General features: G+C 27.3%; 24 protein-coding genes. 17 read left to right on the top strand and 7 right to left on the bottom strand.

Annotated elements, in window-relative coordinates:
- Positions 1–30 precede the first annotated feature (30 nt).
- Positions 31–1512: a pyruvate kinase gene (pyk, locus tag CJ670_RS01805; RefSeq protein WP_105938641.1), complete on the bottom strand. Its 1482-nt coding sequence runs from the start codon at positions 1510–1512 to the stop codon at positions 31–33.
- Positions 1513–1636: 124 nt separating this feature from the next.
- On the opposite strand from pyk, the gene thiS reads away from it, so the two are divergent.
- From thiS to mqnE, 6 genes are all read left to right on the top strand, one after another.
- The gene (thiS, locus tag CJ670_RS01810; protein ID WP_105911763.1) at positions 1637–1837 is read left to right on the top strand and encodes a sulfur carrier protein ThiS; all 201 of its coding nucleotides are present in this window, start codon (positions 1637–1639) and stop codon (positions 1835–1837) included.
- 3 nt (positions 1838–1840) lie between these two features.
- Positions 1841–2173, top strand: coding sequence for a YraN family protein (locus tag CJ670_RS01815; RefSeq protein WP_105911764.1), 333 nt, complete (start codon positions 1841–1843; stop codon positions 2171–2173).
- A gap of 172 nt (positions 2174–2345) precedes the next feature.
- On the top strand, positions 2346–3449 hold the full coding sequence (locus CJ670_RS01820; protein WP_207763597.1) for an aminotransferase class I/II-fold pyridoxal phosphate-dependent enzyme: 1104 nt from the start codon (positions 2346–2348) through the stop codon (positions 3447–3449).
- Entirely contained in the window at positions 3436–4089 is a 654-nt protein-coding gene (locus tag CJ670_RS01825) for a carbonic anhydrase (protein ID WP_105911766.1), read from the top strand. Before CJ670_RS01820 ends, CJ670_RS01825 begins: the two co-directional genes overlap by 14 nt.
- Complete coding sequence (locus CJ670_RS01830; RefSeq protein ID WP_105938643.1) at positions 4079–4396, top strand: hypothetical protein; 318 nt, start codon at positions 4079–4081, stop codon at positions 4394–4396. The genes CJ670_RS01825 and CJ670_RS01830 overlap by 11 nt, the downstream gene beginning before the upstream one ends.
- 9 nt (positions 4397–4405) lie before the next feature.
- Positions 4406–5467, top strand: a complete 1062-nt coding sequence (gene mqnE / locus CJ670_RS01835; RefSeq protein ID WP_105938644.1) for an aminofutalosine synthase MqnE — start codon at positions 4406–4408, stop codon at positions 5465–5467.
- 32 nt (positions 5468–5499) lie between these two features.
- Here mqnE and CJ670_RS01840 read toward each other — a convergent pair whose 3' ends face one another.
- The gene (locus tag CJ670_RS01840) at positions 5500–5742 is read right to left on the bottom strand and encodes a hypothetical protein (protein ID WP_105911769.1); all 243 of its coding nucleotides are present in this window, start codon (positions 5740–5742) and stop codon (positions 5500–5502) included.
- 107 nt (positions 5743–5849) lie between these two features.
- On the opposite strand from CJ670_RS01840, the gene CJ670_RS01845 reads away from it, so the two are divergent.
- The 8 genes from CJ670_RS01845 to CJ670_RS01880 all read left to right on the top strand — a co-directional run bounded on the left by CJ670_RS01845 (position 5850) and on the right by CJ670_RS01880 (position 12740).
- Complete coding sequence (locus tag CJ670_RS01845) at positions 5850–6653, top strand: phosphatidylserine decarboxylase (RefSeq protein ID WP_105938645.1); 804 nt, start codon at positions 5850–5852, stop codon at positions 6651–6653.
- Entirely contained in the window at positions 6640–8013 is a 1374-nt protein-coding gene (locus tag CJ670_RS01850; RefSeq protein ID WP_207763598.1) for an EAL domain-containing protein, read from the top strand. The genes CJ670_RS01845 and CJ670_RS01850 overlap by 14 nt, the downstream gene beginning before the upstream one ends.
- Before the next feature lie 59 nt (positions 8014–8072).
- Entirely contained in the window at positions 8073–8297 is a 225-nt protein-coding gene (locus CJ670_RS01855; RefSeq protein WP_105912576.1) for a hypothetical protein, read from the top strand.
- A 50-nt stretch (positions 8298–8347) separates the two neighbouring features.
- Positions 8348–8764 (top strand): ATP-dependent zinc protease family protein, encoded by a 417-nt coding sequence (locus CJ670_RS01860; RefSeq protein WP_105912577.1) that lies wholly within the window; start codon positions 8348–8350, stop codon positions 8762–8764.
- A gap of 8 nt (positions 8765–8772) precedes the next feature.
- Positions 8773–9705 (top strand): 30S ribosomal protein S6--L-glutamate ligase, encoded by a 933-nt coding sequence (rimK, locus tag CJ670_RS01865; RefSeq protein WP_105938647.1) that lies wholly within the window; start codon positions 8773–8775, stop codon positions 9703–9705.
- 90 nt (positions 9706–9795) lie between these two features.
- Positions 9796–10155: a thioredoxin family protein gene (locus tag CJ670_RS01870; protein WP_105938648.1), complete on the top strand. Its 360-nt coding sequence runs from the start codon at positions 9796–9798 to the stop codon at positions 10153–10155.
- Positions 10156–10164: 9 nt separating this feature from the next.
- Positions 10165–11949 (top strand): protein-disulfide reductase DsbD, encoded by a 1785-nt coding sequence (dsbD, locus tag CJ670_RS01875; RefSeq protein ID WP_105938649.1) that lies wholly within the window; start codon positions 10165–10167, stop codon positions 11947–11949.
- Positions 11950–11990: 41 nt separating this feature from the next.
- A complete protein-coding gene (locus CJ670_RS01880) occupies positions 11991–12740 on the top strand; it encodes a sulfite exporter TauE/SafE family protein (protein WP_105938650.1) in 750 nt (249 codons plus the stop codon).
- 31 nt (positions 12741–12771) lie between these two features.
- Here CJ670_RS01880 and CJ670_RS01885 read toward each other — a convergent pair whose 3' ends face one another.
- Positions 12772–14181 (bottom strand): anion permease, encoded by a 1410-nt coding sequence (locus CJ670_RS01885; protein WP_105938651.1) that lies wholly within the window; start codon positions 14179–14181, stop codon positions 12772–12774.
- A 125-nt stretch (positions 14182–14306) separates the two neighbouring features.
- Between CJ670_RS01885 and CJ670_RS01890 the strand changes: the two genes are divergently transcribed.
- Both CJ670_RS01890 and CJ670_RS01895 read left to right on the top strand, forming a co-directional pair.
- Positions 14307–14966, top strand: coding sequence for a GDSL-type esterase/lipase family protein (locus CJ670_RS01890; protein WP_105938652.1), 660 nt, complete (start codon positions 14307–14309; stop codon positions 14964–14966).
- Between the two features lie 82 nt (positions 14967–15048).
- The gene (locus CJ670_RS01895; RefSeq protein WP_105938653.1) at positions 15049–15624 is read left to right on the top strand and encodes an NlpC/P60 family protein; all 576 of its coding nucleotides are present in this window, start codon (positions 15049–15051) and stop codon (positions 15622–15624) included.
- Between the two features lie 11 nt (positions 15625–15635).
- Here CJ670_RS01895 and CJ670_RS01900 read toward each other — a convergent pair whose 3' ends face one another.
- Entirely contained in the window at positions 15636–16919 is a 1284-nt protein-coding gene (locus tag CJ670_RS01900; RefSeq protein ID WP_105938654.1) for a tellurium resistance protein TerC, read from the bottom strand.
- A gap of 68 nt (positions 16920–16987) precedes the next feature.
- Between CJ670_RS01900 and maf the strand changes: the two genes are divergently transcribed.
- Positions 16988–17551 (top strand): septum formation inhibitor Maf, encoded by a 564-nt coding sequence (gene maf, locus CJ670_RS01905; protein WP_105938655.1) that lies wholly within the window; start codon positions 16988–16990, stop codon positions 17549–17551.
- Here maf and CJ670_RS01910 read toward each other — a convergent pair.
- The 3 genes from CJ670_RS01910 to dxs form a co-directional block, all read right to left on the bottom strand.
- Entirely contained in the window at positions 17534–18676 is a 1143-nt protein-coding gene (locus tag CJ670_RS01910) for an MFS transporter (protein WP_228154183.1), read from the bottom strand. The genes maf and CJ670_RS01910 overlap by 18 nt on opposite strands.
- A gap of 92 nt (positions 18677–18768) precedes the next feature.
- Positions 18769–19791 (bottom strand): cytochrome-c peroxidase, encoded by a 1023-nt coding sequence (locus tag CJ670_RS01915; RefSeq protein WP_105938656.1) that lies wholly within the window; start codon positions 19789–19791, stop codon positions 18769–18771.
- Between the two features lie 127 nt (positions 19792–19918).
- Positions 19919–21721 carry a 1-deoxy-D-xylulose-5-phosphate synthase gene (gene dxs / locus CJ670_RS01920; RefSeq protein ID WP_105938657.1) on the bottom strand — a complete coding sequence of 601 codons (1803 nt, stop codon included), beginning with the start codon at positions 21719–21721 and terminating at the stop codon, positions 19919–19921.
- Positions 21722–21729: the final 8 nt, after the last annotated feature.

Raw genomic sequence — 21729 nt, forward strand, 5'->3', positions numbered from 1 at the left:
TTTAAAAGAGAGGTTTTGCCTCTCTTTTTTTTATGCTAAATTGACTTTTTTTTCAGTTTTTATTTTTTCTCTATTTTCTTTAAAGTTTAAGTAAAACTCTATTTCACTAGGAGTTAAAATTTTTATAGTATTTGTACTTCCTGGAATTCCAACAGGATAACCAACCGTACATATATATAATCCTAATTTATTTAGAATTTCTCGTTTTTCTAAACTTCTTAACATTCTTTGAATCATCTTTGAAGCTTGAGCCTCTTTTACTGTTGTAATTGGTTCAACTCCCCAAAGAGCAGTTAGACCAGTAAGTGTCTCTTTATCGTGTGCAAAAGTATACAAAGGTGTTATTGGTCTATATCTTGACATTTTTCTAGCAGAATTTCCGCTACTTGTAAGTGATAAAATACCATCTGCATTTAAATCATCAGCAAGTTTTGTAACTGTTGCTTGAATTACATCAAACTCATCAAGATATGTAAATTTGTATCTTTTTTCGTGATCAAATATTTTTTCTGTTTGACTTATAATATTATGCATTGTTTCAACAACATTTACAGGGTTTTCTCCAACTGCACTCTCTTCACTTAGCATTACAATATCAGTTCCATCCAAAACAGCATTTGCAACATCTGAAATCTCAGCTCTTGTTGCTCTTTCATTTTGTGTCATAGATAAAAGCATTTGAGTTGCAGTAATTACAGGAATTCCTTTTGCATTTGATTTTTTTATTAACATTTTTTGAATTGTAGGAACATCATAATATGGAACTTCTATTCCTAAGTCACCCCTTGCAACCATTATTCCATCACTTGCTTCTATAATTTCATCAATATTTGAAACAGCATCAAATTTTTCTATTTTAGCTATTAGTTTACCTTTGTAATCTCCTAAAAGTTCTCTTGCTCTTCTCATATCTTTTGCATTTTGAACAAATGATATTGCAAAATAGTCAACTCTATTTTTTACTCCCCAAGCAATATCAATTTCATCTTTTTTTGTAATAACTTCAATATTTATAACTGTATTTGGAAAATTAACCCCTTTTCTTGAGCTTAAAGTTCCACTGTTCTCAATTTGTGCTTTTACATTTGGTGTTATTTCTATTACTTTTGCTCTAATAATTCCATCATATAAATAGATATATTCATCAATTTTGATTTTTTCTAAAATATCTGGATAATTTATAGATACTACATACTCTTTAGGTCCTTTTTTATATCCAACAATCTCTTCTTTTTCAAAAGTTACAGTGTCACCAGCTTCTAATAAAAAGGGTTCTTTTAGCTCTCCAACTCTTATTTTTGGTCCAGATATATCTTGAAGTATTCCTACAATCTTCTTTTTATTTTCCATGGCCTGTCTTATATTGTTTAAAGTTTCTTGATGATACTCGTGACTCCCATGTGAAAAATTAAGTCTAAACATATTTGCACCAGCATCAATTAATTTTTCAATCATCTCTAAACTATTACTTGCAGGTCCTAGTGTTGCTAAAATTTTTGTTTTTTTATCCATAAAATATCTCCTATTTTGTTTTGTTATTATATTAAATTATTGATTACTTTTTAATTACAAATTACTATAAAATAGATATAAGATGAATATTAGTATAATTTCGGATAATATTAATAGGAAGAAGATGAAAGTTATTATAAATGGGCAAAATAAAATTTTAGAAGATAATTTAAGCCTACAAGAAATTATACAAAATTTGAATATTGAAGATAAAGTTATGGCTTGTGCTGTAAATATGGATATTGTAAAAAAAGAGAGCTGGAGTAGTTATATACCAAAAGATAATGACACAATAGAGCTTTTAAACTTTGTTGGTGGTGGATAATTTATGAGTCGAGAAAAAGGAGACTTTGCTGAAAAAAGAGCAATCTCTTTTTTAACTGACTTAGATTTTATTATTGTTGAGACAAATTTTTATGCTAAAAAACTAGGAGAGATTGATATTATTGCAACAAAGGATAATGTCTATCATTTTTGTGAAGTAAAATCTGCACAGAACTTTGAGTTAGCTATTCAAAATTTAACAAAATCTAAGTTATCAAAGATAAAAAGAAGTGTAGATTATTATTTACAAATAAAAAAATTAGATGTAGCATTTTGTATTGATGCGATTATTGTAAATGATGATTCAATTGAGATTTTAGAAAATATTACAATGTAAAAAGACCAAAGGTGAAGGTCGCAGAAACACCTTTGGTTTTATTGTATATACTTTTGTAGTACAGAAGAATTATAATTTATTTTAATAGCAGTAAACTAGCATTTTGTAAAAATATTTTAAAATTTACTTTTATACTATTTTTATACATGTAATATTACTTATGGAGAGTTTTTTGTACGAAAAAGAGTTAGGGATTATAAAAAAATCAAATAGATTTAGAAAAAGAGTTGTTTTTGAAAAAGATTTATTTGATCTTGCTTCAAATGATTATCTTGGACTTGCACAAAATAGAAAGCTTTTTAAAAAAGCATTTAAAAGAGTTTCTAAATATCATTATTTTTCTCCAAAAGCATCTATGCTTGTAAATGGTTATTCTAAAATTCATAAAAAATTTGAAAATTTACTTTGTAAAGCAAATGGTTTTGAAAAAGGAGTTATTGTTGGAAGTGGATTTTTAGCAAATATCTCTATGATAGAAAGTTTAGTTAGAAAAGGTGATACTCTTTTTATAGATGAAGATTATCATGCAAGTGGGATTTTAGCTTCTAAACTTCTTCCTCAAAATCAAGTTGTAACTTTTTTTCATAATGATGAAAAAGATTTAGAAGAAAAATTAAGAAATTGCACATCAAAAGGACGAAAAATTGTAGCTATTGAGGGTGTTTACTCAATGAGTGGAAATATTGCAAAAAAAGAGATTTTTGATTTATCAAAAAAATATAATACTTTATTAATTGTTGATGAAGCTCATAGTTCAGGTGTTATTGGTGAAAATCTTTTGGGAATTTTTGATTATTATAATATAAAAATAGAAAAAAACCATATAAAAATGGGTACTTTAGGAAAAGCTTATGGTTCGTATGGAGCATATATTTTATCTTCAAAAAGTATAATAGAATTTTTACAAAATAGGGCAAAACCAATTATTTATTCGACAGCTCCATCTCTTTTTGATACAGCTTTAGGATACGAAAGTTTAAAATATATTTTAAAGAATAATAAAAAACTAAAGCAAAAAATTAATGAGAACTTAAGTATAATCCAAAGCTATTTAGGAATAAGTTCAAAATCGCTTATAATCCCAATACTAGTAAACGACAATAAAAAAGTTTTAAAGATACAAAAAATCTTAAAAGAAAATGGCTTTTTGGTTGGTGCTATAAGGCAACCAACAGTTAAAAAGGCGATTGTTCGGCTTATCGCAAAGATTGATATAAATTCTGATGAGTTGATAAAAGCTTGTAATTTAATAAAGGATTTAAATGCAAATAAATGATTTAATCAAAGGTAATAAAAAATTTAGAGAAGTTAGATTTTCAAAATATGAGACAGATTTAAAACAATTATCAAAAGAGGGTCAAAATCCAGATATTTTGTTTATTGGTTGTAGTGATAGCAGAGTTACACCTGAGTTGGTTTTGGATACAAGACCAGGTGATATGTTTACACTTAGAAATGTTGGAAATTTTGTTCCACCATATAATCCTGATGAAGATTTTCATGGAACAAGTGCGGTTATTGAATATGCTGTAAATATTTTGGAAGTTAAACATATCATTGTTTGTGGGCACTCTCATTGTGGAGCTTGTAAGAGTTTATATCAAGATTTAGGAGATAGTCCTGATTTGGTAAATGTTAAAAAATGGCTAGAATTAGGTAAAAAAGCAAAAGAGTACACACTTTTGGCAACACTTGATAAAAATGATAAAGAACAATTATATAGAACAACTGAAAAAGTATCTATTGTTTATCAAATGGAAAACCTTCTTTCTTTTCCATATATTGTGAGAAGAATAAAAGAGGGAACACTTCAAATTCATGGTTGGTACTATAAAATTGAAAATGGAAGTATTGAATTTTATGATGGAACTGATTGCACATTCAAACCACTAGAAGAGTTTAAAAATGAGTTATGAAACAAGAAAATTACCTAAAAAAACTATTGTTATAATATCGATTCTTATTGTTTTAGGAATTTTTGTATTTGTTTGGTTGGAAACATTAAAAAGTGAAAAGTTTAATGAAGTTTTGATTGACTTAGGACATAAAGATATTAAGGATTTAAAAGTAGTAAATAGAATGAATGTTGAAGATACTATAACTAAAGAAAAAAGTTATGTTTATAAATTAACATTTTTCGATAATACTTTAAATAAAACTTGTATAGGTTTTGTATCTAAGCAAAGAGACAGAACTTATACAAAAGATTTTGATTGTAAATAAGAGGAAATTATGACTTTGATTGAGAAATTGGAAAATGGTACTAGGTTAAACTATGAAGATGGAGTTAAACTTTTTGACTTAGATGTTATTACTTTAGGACATTATGCAAATAAAATAAGAGAGCAAAAACATCAAAAAAAGACATATTTTAATATAAATAGACATATAAATCCAACAAATATTTGTAAAGATGTATGCCAATTTTGTGCATATAGTGCAAGTAGAAAAAATCCAGACCAATATACTTTAAGTCATGAAGATATTTTAGAAACTGTAAAAAACTCATCTAAAAATGGCATAAAAGAGGTTCATATAGTTTCTGCTCACAATCCACACACTGGTTTAGAGTGGTATATGGATATATTTAAAAAAATAAAAAAAGATTTCCCAAATATACATATAAAAGCTCTTACAGCTGCTGAAATTCATTTTTTAAGTACACAGTATAATTTAAGTTATGAAGAACTTATTGATACTATGATTAAAAGTGGAGTTGATTCAATGCCAGGTGGTGGAGCTGAAATTTTCGATGAAAAGATTAGAAAAAGAATTTGTGGAGGAAAAGTAAGCTCAGAACAATGGTTAGAAATTCATAAACTTTGGCACAATAAAGGTAAAAAAAGTAACGCTACAATGCTTTTTGGACATATAGAATCAAGAGAACATAGAGTTGACCATATTTTAAGATTAAGAGAACTGCAAGATATTACAGGCGGATTTAATGCTTTTATTCCTTTAGTTTTTCAAACAGAAAATAACTATTTAAAAGTAAAAGAGCCAGTAACTGCAAATGAAATTTTAAAAACTTACGCAGTTTCAAGAATTTTACTTGATAATATTCCAAATATTAAAGCATATTGGGCTACTTCAACTGTAAAATTAGCTCTTATAGCTCAAGAGTTTGGTGCAAATGATGTTGATGGAACTATTGAAAAAGAGTCAATTCAAAGCGCAGCTGGGGCAAAAAGTAAAAATGGTGTTGCTCAAAATGAGTTTGTTGATTTAATAAAAAACTCTGGATTTATTCCAGTTGAGAGAGATAGCGTTTATAATGAACTAAAAATTTATTAAAATTTATTTAATAAATTTTAGTTCCCAAAATATTACATACAACAACCATTTCCACAGCAAGAGCTAATAGGTTCATCTTTATAAAACTTTATTACCAAATTATTAAACATCTCTTGTATTTGAAAATTATGTTTTTTACAAAAAGTTTTATTCATAATGTTTTTTATCTCAATTGCTTTAAAAAGAGCATCATCTTTTGAGGAAAACTCAAAGCTACCATTTAAATTACTATTTAAAAAACATTTACATTTATCTTGAATTAATATTTTATACATTTTTTTACCTTTAATTTTTAAACTCGAAAGCTTATCAAAAAATTTATTAAAGCAATAAAATAGTAAAAAAAAGTTAGAATAAAGGATTAATAACTACGGGGGAATATATGCATATTACAAATCTTCTATCACAATACTTTGGTAAATTTGCGAAAAAAGAGTTTCCAAAACCAATCCAAGAACTTATAAATGGTGCTTACACAAAATTTATGAAACTAGACTTGAAAGAGTTTAAAAATTCAAAACATTACAAATCTTTAAATGAACTTTTTACAAGAGATTTGATAATAAAAAGAGATATAGATATTTCAAAAGATATTTTTATTTCTCCAACTGATAGTTTAATTACTGAGTGTGGTAAGCTAAAAAATGATACAGCTTTACAAATAAAAGGTATGGAATATAGCGTTGAAGAGCTTCTTACTTATTATTGTAGAGATAATTTTTCAAAAGTAGAAAATGGTGAATTTATGAATTTTTATTTATCGCCAAAAGATTACCATAGATATCATTCACCAGTTGATTTTAAGCTAAAAAAACTAATACATGTACCTGGAAAACTATATCCTGTAAACTTAAAATATCTGAACAAAGAGATTGAGCTTTTTGTTCAAAATGAAAGAGTTGTTTTAGAGTGTGAAAAAGATGGAAAAATCTTTTATATGATTTTTGTCGGAGCTTTAAATGTTGGGCAAATGGTGTTTGAATTTGAGCCAAGAGTCGAAACAAATAAAGATGCAAAAGAGATAAAAGTTTATACATATGAGAATATTGAAATTTCAAAAGCTGACTGCTTGGGTTATTTTAAAATGGGATCTACAGTTGTAATGATTTGGGAAAAAGATTTTGTAATTTTAGAGGATTTATTAAACCAAAATGTAAAATTTGGTCAAAAAATTGCAAAATATTGATTTGTTAAATACTCTTTTAATAGCAACTACATTTTTAGCAATTGTCTTTATAATTTTATATATAAGACAATTAAAAAATGAAAAAAATATTTGTAAACAAGTTATTCATACTGCAAAAAAAGAGGTAGAAGAGAGACTTTACAAAGATGAACTTACAGGTCTTAAAAATAGAAAATCTATTGAAGATAGTATAAAAGGTAAAGATTCAGTTGTTGCTATTTTGCTTGATGTAGATTCTTTTGAAGATTTAAATGAACTTTATGGATTTATAAATGCTGAAGAAGTTTTAAAAGAGTTATCAAATATTTTAAAAGGCTTTGAAAAAACTCACAATATGGTTGCATATAGATTAAGTGGTGATATTTTTGCTCTTACAAATATAAACAATATACCATTTGAAGAAATTTTTATCTTAATTGAAGAGTTAAACAAAGCATTTTTGAATCGAAAAATTTTTGTTGATAAACTGAAAGTTGATATTGTTGTGTCTATGACAATTGGAGTTTCAATTTTTCAAGAAGAGCCTATATTAACTGCAGCAATGGCTTTAAAAAAAGCAAAATCATTAAATCAAACTTGCTTTGTTTATAATAATGAACTTGATTCCAAAGAGCTTATTATACAATCTCTTTACTGGAGAGAAAAGATAAAAAAAGCAGTTGAGGAAGATAAAATAACACCTTTTTATCAGCCAATAGTAAATAGAAACCAAGAGATAATAAAATATGAATCTTTGATGAGAATAAAAGATTTTGATTGTAATAATGAACTTGTTATTGTTACTCCCGATAAGTTTTTAGGAATTTCATTTAAGACAAAACAGTATTTAGAACTGTCAAGAATTATTATCTCAAAAAGTTTAGATAATCTTTTGAAAACTAAAAAAAATATAACTATAAATTTGAGTTTTAGAGATATTTTGAATTATGAATTTATAGATTATTTAGATAATGTTTTGGAAAAATTAAAGTTTGAAGATAGAAATAGGCTCGTATTTGAAATCTTAGAGAGTGAAAATTTGAGTGATTATGATTTTTTAGAAGAGTTTGTTTTGAAATATAAAAAACTAGGTTGTAAAATAGCAATAGATGATTTTGGAAGTGGATATTCAAATTTTATTAGAATAATAAGACTTAAGCCTGATTATTTAAAAATCGATGGAAGCCTAATAAAAAATATAGATAAAGATAATAACTCTTATGAGATTGTAAAATCAATAATTGCTTTTAGTAAAACTTTAAAAATTAAAACTATTGCTGAATATGTACATAGTGAAGAAATATTTAATCTTTTACTTGAACTTGATGTAGATGAATTTCAAGGTTACTATTTTGGAAAACCAGATGAGGAATTTTTATAAATTAATCTTCCAAAAAGTATTTTTTGGATAAATTTTATCAAAATATAAAAGGAGAAAAAATGAGTATTATTACAAAAATAGAAGAGCTTGATTTATCAGGTACAAAAAAAGGAAAAATTGTTATTTCAAATGTAACTGAGCCTTATGGTGCAAATACAGCTGATATTGTAAGTATCGCAATTGCACTAAACGGAGAAGATGTTCAATGGAAAGCACATATTCCTTATGAAAATATTGATGGATTAATAGAAGCTTTAAATAAAGCAAAAAATCTTAAAAAATAGAGCTAAAAAAATATATTGTGATATAATTCCTTCTATATTTAGGGGGATTTATGTTACAACTAAAAATTATTGGAAGAGTAGAAACTATATCGATTTTGGATTTAGAACTTTTTGATTTAGACGCAAAAATTGATACGGGAGCTTACTCAAATTCTCTTCATTGTGATGATATATTTGTAGACGAAGATAACTTTGTACATTTTAAATTGTTAGATAAAATTCATCCTTCATACCACGGAAAAAAATTAAAAATACCACTTTATAAAACAAAGAGTGTAAAAAGCTCAAATGGTCTTGTTCAATTACGAGCTTCTATAAAAGTTCAAGTAAAATTTGCAGGAAAAGTTTATCAAACTGTAGTTTCATTGACAAATCGTGCTGATATGAAATACCCTATGTTAATAGGAAGAAAGTTTTTAAAAGATAGATTTTTGGTTGATGTTTCAAAAAAGAATTTAATAAAGTAGGAAATAAAATGTTAGTTTATATATTATCAAGAAATAAAAATTTATATTCAACGCAAAGATTGTTTGAAGAGGCTTCAAATAAAGGCTGGGAAGTAAGAGTTATTGATTATTTAAAATGTACAATAGAGATTATGAAAAATGAGCTTGTTGTAAATTATGAGGGTGAAGTATTAAAAGTTCCTGATGCAATAATTCCAAGAATTGGTGCAAGTAGAACATTTTTTGGTGCAGCAATAGTAAGACACTTTGAGATGCAAGATGTATTTTCGACAACTGGGAATTTAGCACTTACAAGAAGTAGAGATAAGCTAAGAAGTCTTCAAGTTTTGTCAAAACATGGTGTAGATTTACCAAGAACTGTTTTTGCTTCAAATAAATCAAATGCAAAAGATGTAATAGCACTAAGTGGTGGAACACCTTTGGTTTTAAAAATTTTAGAAGGAACTCAAGGTGTTGGAGTTGTTTTGGTTGATAGTAAAAAAGCCGCAAAATCGGTTTTAGATGCCTTTTATGGGATGGATGTAAATTTACTTGTTCAAGAGTATATTGAAGAAGCTAGCGGAAGCGATATAAGAGTTTTTGTTGTAAATGGCGAAGTAGTTGCTGCTATGAAGCGACAAGGAGCAGAAGGAGATTTTAGGTCAAACCTTCATCAAGGTGGAAGCTCTAGCGTTTATAAATTAAATAGAAAAGAGAAAAGTATAGCTCTAGCAGCTGCTAAATCTATGGGGCTTGGAGTTTGCGGAGTTGATATGATAACTTCAAAAAGAGGACCTTTGGTTATGGAAGTAAACTCAAGTCCAGGATTAGAAGGAATTGAAAAATCAACTGGAATAAATGTTGCACTAAAAATAATGGATTATATAGAGAAAAATATAAAACCAGATTGTCCAACAAATCCAACAAAAAGAAAGATTAAAAAAGATAGCATAGGTGCATAATAAATAAAATATTATAAGTAAATATAATATTTTATTTTAAACTATTCATTTACTAATGTAATATATAATTTAATTTTTTAAAGGATAGATATGCGAAAAGTTATAGTTTTTTTAATATTTACTAATTTCTTATTTTCTTATGAAGAGTTAAATATTGATAATTTTGATGAAAAAATAAAAGGTAAAAATGCAATTATTGATTTTTATGCTTCTTGGTGTCCACCTTGTAAGATTTTGGCAAATAATTTAGAGGATTTTGAGATTATAAAACCTGATAATGTTGAAGTTTTTAAGGTAAATATTGAAGATGAATTAGTTTTGGCAAAAAAATATGGTGTAAAAAGATTACCAACTCTAATCTATTTTAAAGATGGGAAACCAATAAAAGAGTATGTGGGAATAAAAACATCTCAAGAGCTTTTAGATAGTTCAAAAATAGATTTTAAATAGGAGAGAGAAATGAAAAAATTATTACTATTTTTAATGCTATTTACTTATAGTTTTTCAGTAGAATTTGGCAATAAAGTATTGGAACCTGAAGAGGCATTTAAAGTAGTTTTTATAAAAAATGAAAATAGTTTAAATATAAAAGTAGAGCTAGGTAAAGATATCTATTTATATGATGATAAACTTCAAGTAAATATTACAAAACCTAAAAAAGTCGAACTTTTAAAAGAGTTAGAACTAGCAAAACCAGTTGCTTATGATGGTTTTATTGTTCATTTTGATGATTTAAATATTGAAATTCCATATAACTTATTAAAATCAAAACTAGATTCAAATAAGTATGAAATTGAGTTTAAGTTTCAAGGTTGTTCAAAAGCAGGGCTTTGTTATGCTCCAATGAGTGAAAAACAAGTTGTATTTTTTGAAGCAGATGTAAACGAAGAAGTTATCACTCAAGTTACAGAAGATATAAAACAAAAAGATGAATTAACATCTTCTTTAACACAAGACACAGAAGCTTTAAGTGAAACAGATAATATAGCAGCATCTTTAAAAGATTCTAGCACTTTAATTGTTCTTGCAACATTTTTTGGATTTGGTCTTTTATTGGCATTTACACCTTGCGTTTTTCCTATGATTCCAATTTTATCTTCTATTATTGTAAAAGCTTCACAAAATGAGAGTATGAGTGCTAAAAAAGGCTTCTTTTTATCTCTTGTTTATGTACTTGCTATGAGTTTTGCATATACAATAGCAGGAGTTATTGCTGGAATTTTTGGAGCAAACTTACAAGCATCTTTACAAAATCCTTATGTTTTAATCTCTTTTGCTTTTATTTTTATAGCTCTTGCTTTTTCTATGTTTGGATATTTTGAAATAAGACTTCCAAGCTCAATTCAAACAAGAATAAGTAAAACAACTGAGGGTAAAGAGAGACAAGGAGTTTTAGGAGTTGCAATTATGGGGTTTTTGTCTGCATTAATTGTTGGTCCTTGTGTTGCTCCTCCACTTGCTGGTGCTTTAGTTTATATAGGTCAAACTGGAGATGCAGTTTTAGGAGGAATGGCACTTTTTGTAATGAGTTTGGGAATGGGAGTTCCACTACTTTTAATTGGAGCTGGAGCTGGTAAGTTTATGCCAAAACCAGGTGGCTGGATGCAAAGTGTTACAAAAATCTTTGGATTAGTTATGCTAGGTGTTGCTATTTGGTTACTTGATAGAGTTATAAATCCAACAATATCTATGTATTTATGGTCATTTCTACTTTTAGGAAGTGCTATTTATTTAAGAGTTTATACACATATTATTTCACAACTTATATCAACAATAATATTTATTTTTGGTGTTATTATGATTGTTGGTGCTGTAAGTGGAGCAACAAATCCACTAAAACCACTTGATAAATTTACAAGTAAAGTTTCACTTGCACAACAAGATGAATTAAAATTTATAAAAATTCAAAATATTGCACAACTTGAAGATGCTATTTTAAAATCTTCAAAACCTGTAATACTTGATTTTTGGGCAACTTGGTGTGTCTCATGTAAAGAGTTAGATGAGATTACTTTTAAAAATGATGAGGTTATCAAAAGACTTCAAAATTTTACACTTTTAAAAGTAGATGTTACTCAAAATAGTGAAGATGATAAAGCAATTCAAAAAAAATTTGGAATTGTAGGTCCTCCTGCATTAATTTTTTGGGATGAAAATAAACAAGAGGTAAAAAGTGCAAAAATAGTTGGTTATAAAAATCCAAAAGAGTTTTTAGAAATCTTAGATAAAAACTTTAAGAATTAAATATCTTTAATATATAATAAATCCTTTTTTTAGGATTTATTATGGAATTTACTACAGAATTTTTAATTTTTGCTTCTATTGTTATTTTTTTATCGGCATTAGTTCAATCTACTATTGGTTTTGGCTTTCCTATGATAGCAACTCCTCTTCTTGCAATGGTTACAGATATGAAAACAGCTGTTATATATGTTGCTATTCCTACTTTAGTATTAAATTTAAGTGTATTAATTATTGAAGGAAATTTTTTAAAAACCATAAAGAGATTTTATCCTTTAGCGATTATGGCGATGATTGGAAGTGCAGTAGGAACACAAATTTTGATTTATAGTAATTCTGAAATATTTAAATTACTTTTATCAATTTCGATTCTTTTTTATCTTTTTAGCCAAAAAATATCTTTTGAAATGCCTTGGGTAAGAAGTAAACCAAATTTAGCAACTTTTGTTTTTGGTTTAAGTGCTGGTGTTATTGGTGGATTAACAAATGTTATGGCATTGGTTTTAATTATCTATTCTTTAGAGGCAAGACATAGTAAAAAAGAGATAATCCAATCTACCAATCTCTGTTTTATGTTTGGAAAAATTATTCAAATAGCCATTTTTATCTACCATGGTTCATTTACTCAAGAGATATTACAAACATCTTTATATAATCTTTTAATTGTTGGAATCTGTTTGATGATAGGTTTTAATTTAAGAAAAAAGATAGCTTCAGATAGTTACTTTAAATTTATAAAAGCTTTTTTATTTTTAATGGCAATAGCTTTGATTTTACAAACTTTTTTAAATTGAAGATGGGATATTAGCCCATCCTCATAATATATTATATAAATATAAATACACCAATAATAATTGGAATTAAATATATAAATCCGAATAAAGCTCCTAAAGACCACCATTTTGCTTGTGAAATATATCCAGCTCCATACCAAATAGGAGAAGGACCACAACCGTAAGGAGTAATAATTCCCATAACACCTAAACTTCCTAAAAGAAGAATAGTAAATGGAAGAATTTGTTCTGCTGGTAAAATAGATACAGCAATAGTAATAAATACTGGAAGTAAAGCACTTACATGTGCTGTTGTACTAGCAAAGAAGTAATGAGCAATATAAAATACTACAATCAAAGAGATTATTGCTACAGTTAAATTAATATCTCCAAATACACTTGATATATTTGTTTCAAGATATTTGATTAAACCAATTTTTCTTAAACCATCTGCTAAAGCAACTAAAGTAGCAAACCATATAAATACATTAAAAGCAGCTTTATCTGAAAGTAAATCATCCCATGTCAAAATACCTGATAAAATAATTACAGAAACAATACAAATAGCAGTTGTTGTAGCATTTATTCCTATCTCTTTTCCAAAAATCCAAAGTACAAGTGCAAGAATTGCAAGTCCCAACATTAAATACTCTTTGAAAGTCACACCACCTAATTTTTTTAATTCCTCTGCAGCCCAAACTGGTGCTTCAGGAGATTTTTTTTGTGTAGGTGGATATATTACATAAGTAAGCCATGGAGTTAAAATAAATAGAGGAATCATAAGAGGAAGCATAATTTTCGCCCACTCTATCCAAGGAACAATAATATGAGCATCATGTTGAGCAACCATTCCAACTGCTAAAACATTTGGAGCAAGAGCAGTTAAAAACATAGAACTTGTTACGCATGTTGATGCTATTGCAACCCAAGAGATATATGCACCAATTTTACGTGGCTCATGATCTGGTAAAGAGTTGAAAATTTGTGGAATATTAATAGCAACAGGGTAAATTGTCCCACCGCTTCTTGCTGTATTTGATGGCATAAATGGAGCTAAAACTAAATCAGAAAATGCAACCGCATAACCTAAGCCTAATGTGCTTTTCCCCATATATTTAACCATTAACAAAGATATTCTTTTTCCTAGACCAGTTTTTTTATAACCAGCTGCAAACATAAATGCTGCAAATATTAGCCATATTGTAGTGTTTGAAAAACCAGATAGAGCCCATTTAATACTCTCGCCTGAATTTCCCATTAAACCTAAAACAGCAATAAGAGAGATACCAGCAAAACCTATAAGAGCTGCTGGAATTGGCTCTAAAATTAAACCAATAATTACAGCTAAGAATATACCAAAAAATCTCCAAGCTTCAGTGCTTAAGCCTTCAGGTGCAGGAATAAAGTAAATAATTAGCCCCAATAATACAGGTACAAGTAATTTTATATTTTTACTTGACATAAAACCTCCTAATAAAAAATTAAGGAATTATAATATAAATTTATTACATTTAGATTATAAGAATATATTAAAGAATATTTTATAATCGAATCTTTGCTATACTTTATAAAAATTTAGGAGATATATTGAAAATTAAATTATTAATTACATTATTTATAGGGATGTTTTTTGTTGCATGTAGTGCAAAAAATGAAGTAGGAAAAAATGAAGAGTGGAAAATTCAAAATGATCCTTATTATAAACATAAAGTTAGTCAGTTTGAGATGTTAAAAGATAGAAACAATATTGAAATTATGATGTTGGGTGATTCTATTACTGATGAGGGTGAATGGAGTGAACTTTGGGGAAAAGTAGTTCAAAATAGAGGTATTAGTGGAGATACAACAAGTGGAATCTTAGATAGACTTTATACAGTAAATCCAAACATAAAAAGAGTTTTTATAATGATTGGCGTAAATGATATTATGAGAGGCACTAGTGAAGATATAGTTTTTGAAAACTATAAGAAAATTATAAAATTCTTTAAAGATAAAAATATAGATGTTGTTATTCAATCTACATTATATATAGGAGAGAGTAGAAAACAAAATTTTAATCCAAAAATTGAAAAACTAAATCAAAATTTAGAAGAGTTTGCAAAAAGCAATAAAATTGTTTTTATAAATCTAAATCCAATTTTTGCACCGCAAAAAACTCTTTTAAAGAATTTTACAAAAGATGATTTACATTTAAATGCAGATGCATACAAATTATGGATAGAAACTTTAAAAAAGCTTAAATATTAAAAAAATAAGAGATAATGCTTGACAACTGGATTTGTTTTTTTGTACAATGAAAAACATTTTATTTTGACAAAAAGGGAAAAGTATGAGAATAAGGACTAGTTTACTTACAATTGTTTTATTTAGTTTCATTTTCTCTGGTTGTGCAACAACCTCTACAAGTCAAAATAACCTCTCTACTCCAGATAATAAATATTCATACGATGCTAAGTCAAATCAAGAACAAAAACACTTAAAAAATCATAATTTTATAGATGATATTACATATTCAAAATATATGTCAAAAAGAGATATGACTATAAATAAAGAGTTATTTAGTTTTTATAATGAGTGGAAAGGGACAAAATATAGAATGGGTGGATACACAAAAAAAGGGATAGATTGCTCTGGATTTGTGCAAAAAGCTATTTTAGAAAAGTTTGATTTAAAACTTCCTAGAGATAGTAGATCTCAATCACTTGTTGGAACAACTATTAAAAAAAGTGAATTACAAATGGGTGATTTAGTATTTTTTCATACAGGAAAAACAAAGCATGTAGGTATTTATATTGACAATGGTCAGTTTATGCATGCTTCTACAAAAATTGGAGTTACAATCTCTAAAATTGATGATGACTATTTTAGAAATAGATATTGGAAAGCTACAAGAGTTTTAAAATAATTTTATAGATTTTAAATCTCTAAAATTTTAGACATACAAAAAAGTAAAATCACACAAACAACATACATTTTTAAGGCATAAAAGATATTTAACTTGAATATCTCCTTTGGATTACAGTTATATCTAGCACTCATTGTAAGATTTAATCCAGATATTGGAGAAGTTGATACTGTTGTTGCCCAAGCCATTAAAAATGTCATAGCAAGTAGTGTATGATTTGCACTGACAAAAAAATCTCCTAAAATTGATATAGAAATAATTGGATGAATTCCAACAAAAGCTAAGAAAATGAATATTAAAAGAGTAACTGCTGCAATTTTATAATCAAAAACTTCAAATGGCAGAGTGAAATTAAGTCCTAAAAGTACACTACTTGCCATTATTCCAAATAATCCTGCAACTAAAAAAAGAGATATTTCACTCTTCATTTTTGGTAATTCATCTATAATATGAAATTTTAGAATCTTAAGACTATTTATTAAACCTTTTTTTATAGGTAAAATAAATATTGTAAGTAAAAAAGCAAAAGAAGATATTAAAAGGATTATTTTAAAATCTTCATACAAATAGTGAGTAATTAGAACAAAAAAAGCTAATACAAGAGGTAAATATAATGTTTGTAAAGATAAAGGATAACCATAAAAACTATCTAAATCAAATTTACTTTTTATTACTTCAAGATATGTAATAAAAAATGCTATAAAAGCTATAACTGTTCCAAAAGATATTATTGAAAAGGCATTTAGATTTGGAGCATAGGTTAAAGCTGCTGCAAAAGCCACAAAAAAAGGTGACCAGTAAGCATCACTTGCAAAAGATCTAGTTAAAACAATAATTTGTAAAGGTGAGAGTTTTGCTTTTTTATACATTTTATCAGCTACTAAAAGTAATGCAGATAGATTTATAATTGAACCAAATAGATGAACTCCCAAATAAGTCTTAATAAAAGATATTTTTCCTCTAGGTAACTCCTCTTTATCTTTTTTAGGAGCTGTTATTAGTTTTAAAAATCCAACACTGATTAAAAGAGTTAATAGATATAAGTTTACACTAAATGCTTTTTTTATATCTATATAAAAATTATTAAAATAGCTATATAAAAATGAGATAAGTGTAAAAAATAGTAGAGTTAATATAAGTTTTTTTGATTTTATTGTAAAAAATAGTATAAAAAAAGCAATCCAAATAAGAATAACTGAAATCATTTTTAACTTATTGTCAAAAAAATATGAGTAAATTGAGAATACAAAACTCAAAAATATAAAAACTCCACCAAGTCTTGACAAATAAAGCATTTAAAACCTTTTTATTAAAATCGTATTATATAAAAACTTAGTATAATCCAAATAAAAAAGGACTTTCTTTGATACGATTAGGTTCAAACTCTCCTACAAGAGCTAAAATTTTAGAAGCTTTTAATATAGAATTTATACAAAATGGTGGGAATTTTGATGAAGATAGCATACTTACTACAAACCCAAAAGAGTTTTGTTTTTTGGCTACAAAAGGTAAATTTGATGAGCTTTATTCGAAATTTGGAGTAGAAGATATGCCTTTACTTGTTGCTGATAGTGTTGTAACATCTCAAGAAAAACTTCTTAGAAAACCAAAAGATTATGATGATGCAAAATCTATGCTAGAGCTTCAAAGTGGGAGTAAAACAAGTGTAATTTCTTGCTTTATTTTTAAAAGTAAAAATGTAGAGTTAATAGATATATCTATTACAACTTATGATTTTATGGAATTTAATAAAAAAGATATGGAAGATTATCTAAATAGCAAAGAGTGTTTTGGAAAAGCAGGTGCAATTATGGTTGAAGGTTTTTGTAAACCATATATAAAAAGTGTAAAAGGTTTCGAAAGTACAGCTATGGGGCTTAGTATAGAAAAATTAATTCCATTTTTGAATTCAAATAGTTTTAAATAATTTTCTATTAAAAAAAACAACTAAAGCTACAATAATAATTAAAAATACAAAAAAAGTTAGCATAATATTCCATCCAAATGCTTTGTAAATATATGAAGGAATAATAGAACCACTTGCTCCTCCCAAATAGTAAAAAGTAAGATACATTCCAGAAGTTAGTGATTTTTGTGAATTTTTCATTGAATTTGCAAGTTGAGTACTAACAGTATGAGTTGTAAACATTCCTATACAAACTAAAAATAAAAATAAAAACAGATATAAAATATCCTCATTTAGTAAAAAAATAATTGAAAAAATATAAAAAATAATAGCAATAAATATTGTATTTATTTCACCTTTAAAAAATGATACAATCTTTTTTGATGTAAGAGATACTAAAATTCCCATACCATATCCCAAATACAAAAGAGCAATTTGAAATTCTGAAACATTGTTTGATAGCTCTTTTGCACGAAATGGTAAAACATTTAAAACTCCAGAAAATACAAAAAATACAAAAAACATTACAAAATAGATTACTAAAAATCTTTTATCTTTTAAAATATTTATAAGATCTGAAATTTTAGGTTTTATAATATTTGCATCTCCATTAAAATCCAATCTTCTTATTAGTAAAATAGATATAAATATTGCAACAGATAGAGAATAAAATACATATTCATATGAAAATGTTGTAGCTATAAACCCTGAAAAAACTCTTCCAATAAGCCCACCAAAAACAGTTCCTGCAACATAAATAGACATATTAAATTTTATATTTTCATTATCTATGTTTGCCAAAATACTCATCAAAGATGTCAAAATAGCTGGAATTACTAAGGCTTCACAAACTCTAAAAAATAAAAATAGTTCATAATTTTGAGATAATCCTAATAAAATATTTGTAATAAGTAAAACTATTGAAGCATTTATTAGCATTTTCTTTGCATTTACTTTTTCTAAAATATATCCATAAATTATTGGAGCGATTGCTAGGAAAAATAGAATAACCGCTGTAAATTGTGAAGCTTCTATAATAGAGATATTAAATTTTGATGCAAGAAGTGGTTGAAGTGGTTGTGTTGCATACATAACAGACATTGTAACAATAAGACCATAAATAATAATTAGCAAATTACTTTTCAAATAGCATCCTTTTAAAAGTTGAATTTTACTCTTAAAGGTATTTGTTTATAGTTAAGCAAAAGATTAAAATTAGGGCTTAAGCCCTAATTTTATTAATCAAATGAAGGTTTTGGTGTAGAATCTGTTGATTCTGGAAGTTGTGGATAAGTAATAGCTGGTTTAGTACCTTTTAGGGCTTTTAAAAATGTTACAATTTTAGCTGCATCATTATCTGATATATCAATTCCCAACTGTACAGAACCCATCTCTTTTACTGCATCTGCTAGTGACCAAATTTGTCCATTGTGGAAATATGGAGCAGTTTCAGTAATATTTCTAAGAGTTGGAGTTTTAACCATACCATTTTCATCACCTTTAAAATCACCAACAGTTATAAATTTATATTTGTTAGCAACTTGAAATGGTTGCATTGTTCCACCAAGAGCAATTCCTGTATGACAAGCTGTACAACCTTTGTTTAAAAATGTAGTTAAACCTTCTTGCTCATCTTTTGTTAAAGCTTTTGTATCACCATTTAAGAATTTATCAAATCTTGATGGAGTAACTAAAGTTCTTTCGAATGTAGCAATTGCGCCTGTGATTTTATCAAAATCAACTTTTACATCTTTACCATATGCTTTTTTAAACTCTTCAACATAAGCTGGAATTGAGTTGATTCTTTCAACAACAAGTGCTGGAGGTGCAGCCATTTCTGGACCTGCTTGAATAGGACCAGCAGCTTGATCAGCTAAATGAGGACTTCTTCCATCCCAAAATTGTGCTTTAAAAAACACTGAGTTATAAACTGTTGGAGAGTTTAAATGGTGCGGATTTGCCGTCCAACCGTGACCAATAGCTGCTGGAACTGCATCTGCTCCACCAAGAGCTAAGTTGTGACATGTGTTACATGAAATAAGATTACTTCTTGAAAGTCTTGGATCAAAATATAGTTTTTTACCAAGCTCAACTTTTGAATCTGTAATTGGATCTTTTGGATCATTAATTAGTTTCATTAAAACTTGTTTGTTTGAAGGAATAGCTTCCAAACCTGCATTTTTTGATTTTGTAATCAAAGACTCACTTGCAAAAAGTGTACTTGCACCCAAAAGTAGTGCTAAAGAAATTTGTAGTTTCATAATTAAATCCTCCTAAATGATTTAATAAATCATAGGATAAATTTTATTAAATAAAAGTTAAATTTATAGTTTTTTTGAAATATTATTATAAATTTAACTTATAATACAAGATATATTTTGTCTTGTTTTAAATTAAATTTACGATTTGGTTTGGTAGAAGTTGTAGCGATTCTTCAACTTTTTTTGTATCACCATGTTCTATAAAATTGTCTTCATATTCAAAAGATTTTAAAGATATATTAGTAATGTTTTTTTCACTTAATGCTTCTAGTATAGCACTTAAAACTCCACCTTGTTTACATGAGTCACTAAAAATGTACCAAGAGTTATATTCTTTTGATAAATTTATTAAAGTATCAATGTCAATTGGTTTTACAAATCTTAAATCTAAAATAGCAATATCTTCTTTATGTAATTTTTCAACTTCAATAGCTTTTGATACACCACTTCCATATCCAATAAAAAGTTTATTTGAAGTACCACTTTTAAGTAATTCTGATTTTCCAAATTCAAATTTTGAAGCTTTAAAATCAAGTTTAGCAAATGCACCTCTTGGATATCTAATAGCACATGGACTATTTAAAGAGTATGCGAAATCCAAAGAATATTCCAATGTTTCATTATCTCTTGGAGCAAATAAAACCATATTTGGAATAAATCTTAAAAAACTAATATCAAAAGCTCCTTGATGAGTTTCACCATCATTTCCTACAATTCCAGCTCTATCCATAGCAAATACAACAGGAAGATTCATAATACAAACATCATGAATAATTTGATCAAAACCTCTTTGCAAAAATGTAGAGTAAATTGTTACAAATGGTTTAAAACCTTCTTTTGCCATAGCAGCCATTGAAGTAATTGCATGTTGTTCAGCAATTGCTACATCCCAAAATCTGTTTGGAAACTCTTTTATTAATTTATCCATTCCAGTTCCACTAGGCATTGCAGCAGTTACACCAACAATATTTTCATATTTTTTTGCTAGATTAAGTAGTGCATCTGAAAAAACTGCTGTAGCACTTTTTTCTGCACCTTTTTTTATAAATTCACCATCTTCAACATTAAAAGGTCCAACTCCATGCCAATGTTCATGTTGTCCTTCAGCAATTTTATATCCTTTTCCTTTTACTGTTCTTGCATGTACAATTACTGGTTTATTCATAGATTTTGCAATTTCTAAAACCTCAATAATTTCTTCAATATCATGCCCATCTATAGGACCAATATAATCAATTCCCATCTCTTCAAATAAAATTCCAGGAGTTATTAATTTAAAAGAGTTTTCAACTCTTTTTGCTAGATATGTTGTTCCTTCTGGCATATTGTTACGTATAAATTTATCAACACTTGTTTTAAAACTTTGATAAAACTTTCCAGCTAAAAGTTTTGATAGATATTTTGATATCGCACCTATTGGTTTTGCTATACTCATTTCATTGTCATTTAGAATTATTACAACTTGAAGTTTTAAATCTCCTAGCTCATTTAGTGCTTCATAAACCATTCCAGCACTCATAGAACCATCTCCAATCATAACAACTGGAACTCTATTTTCGCCTTTTAATTTTATAGCTTTAGCAGCTCCAACAGCAAGTGAAATTGAAGTTGAGCTATGACCAGCTACGAAATAATCAGCTTTATTTTCATTTGGTTTTGTAAAACCACTTAAACCACCAAATTGTCTAATCGTTTCAAACTCTTCCCATCTTGAAGTAAGAAGTTTATGAGGGTAACATTGATGAGAAACATCAAAAATAAATGGGTCATTTTCTACATCAAAAACATAATGCATCGCAATAGTTAATTCAACCGCCCCTAAAGTTGAAGAAAAATGTCCACCTTTTCTTGAAACAACATCAATAATTCGCTCTCTTATTTTAGAAGATAACTCATCTAACTCTTTTAATGATTTTCCTTTTATTTGCATCACTAAAC

Origin of the sequence: Arcobacter cryaerophilus gv. crypticus (assembly GCF_002993025.1) — a bacterium.
Classification (GTDB): domain Bacteria; phylum Campylobacterota; class Campylobacteria; order Campylobacterales; family Arcobacteraceae; genus Aliarcobacter; species Aliarcobacter cryaerophilus_B.

Excerpts from the sequence above, each read along its gene's own strand:
- CJ670_RS01825 (WP_105911766.1), top strand. The coding sequence starts at position 3,436 with ATGCAAATAAATGATTTAATCAAAGGTAATAAAAAATTTAGAGAAGTT.
- CJ670_RS01860 (WP_105912577.1), top strand. The coding sequence starts at position 8,348 with ATGTTACAACTAAAAATTATTGGAAGAGTAGAAACTATATCGATTTTG.
- CJ670_RS01830 (WP_105938643.1), top strand. The coding sequence starts at position 4,079 with ATGAGTTATGAAACAAGAAAATTACCTAAAAAAACTATTGTTATAATA.
- pyk (WP_105938641.1), bottom strand. The coding sequence starts at position 1,512 with ATGGATAAAAAAACAAAAATTTTAGCAACACTAGGACCTGCAAGTAAT.
- thiS (WP_105911763.1), top strand. The coding sequence starts at position 1,637 with ATGAAAGTTATTATAAATGGGCAAAATAAAATTTTAGAAGATAATTTA.
- CJ670_RS01815 (WP_105911764.1), top strand. The coding sequence starts at position 1,841 with ATGAGTCGAGAAAAAGGAGACTTTGCTGAAAAAAGAGCAATCTCTTTT.
- CJ670_RS01855 (WP_105912576.1), top strand. The coding sequence starts at position 8,073 with ATGAGTATTATTACAAAAATAGAAGAGCTTGATTTATCAGGTACAAAA.
- CJ670_RS01845 (WP_105938645.1), top strand. The coding sequence starts at position 5,850 with ATGCATATTACAAATCTTCTATCACAATACTTTGGTAAATTTGCGAAA.
- dxs (WP_105938657.1), bottom strand. The coding sequence starts at position 21,721 with ATGCAAATAAAAGGAAAATCATTAAAAGAGTTAGATGAGTTATCTTCT.
- CJ670_RS01915 (WP_105938656.1), bottom strand. The coding sequence starts at position 19,791 with ATGAAACTACAAATTTCTTTAGCACTACTTTTGGGTGCAAGTACACTT.
- mqnE (WP_105938644.1), top strand. The coding sequence starts at position 4,406 with ATGACTTTGATTGAGAAATTGGAAAATGGTACTAGGTTAAACTATGAA.
- rimK (WP_105938647.1), top strand. The coding sequence starts at position 8,773 with ATGTTAGTTTATATATTATCAAGAAATAAAAATTTATATTCAACGCAA.
- CJ670_RS01895 (WP_105938653.1), top strand. The coding sequence starts at position 15,049 with ATGAGAATAAGGACTAGTTTACTTACAATTGTTTTATTTAGTTTCATT.
- CJ670_RS01900 (WP_105938654.1), bottom strand. The coding sequence starts at position 16,919 with ATGCTTTATTTGTCAAGACTTGGTGGAGTTTTTATATTTTTGAGTTTT.
- CJ670_RS01870 (WP_105938648.1), top strand. The coding sequence starts at position 9,796 with ATGCGAAAAGTTATAGTTTTTTTAATATTTACTAATTTCTTATTTTCT.
- CJ670_RS01880 (WP_105938650.1), top strand. The coding sequence starts at position 11,991 with ATGGAATTTACTACAGAATTTTTAATTTTTGCTTCTATTGTTATTTTT.
- CJ670_RS01840 (WP_105911769.1), bottom strand. The coding sequence starts at position 5,742 with ATGTATAAAATATTAATTCAAGATAAATGTAAATGTTTTTTAAATAGT.
- dsbD (WP_105938649.1), top strand. The coding sequence starts at position 10,165 with ATGAAAAAATTATTACTATTTTTAATGCTATTTACTTATAGTTTTTCA.
- CJ670_RS01885 (WP_105938651.1), bottom strand. The coding sequence starts at position 14,181 with ATGTCAAGTAAAAATATAAAATTACTTGTACCTGTATTATTGGGGCTA.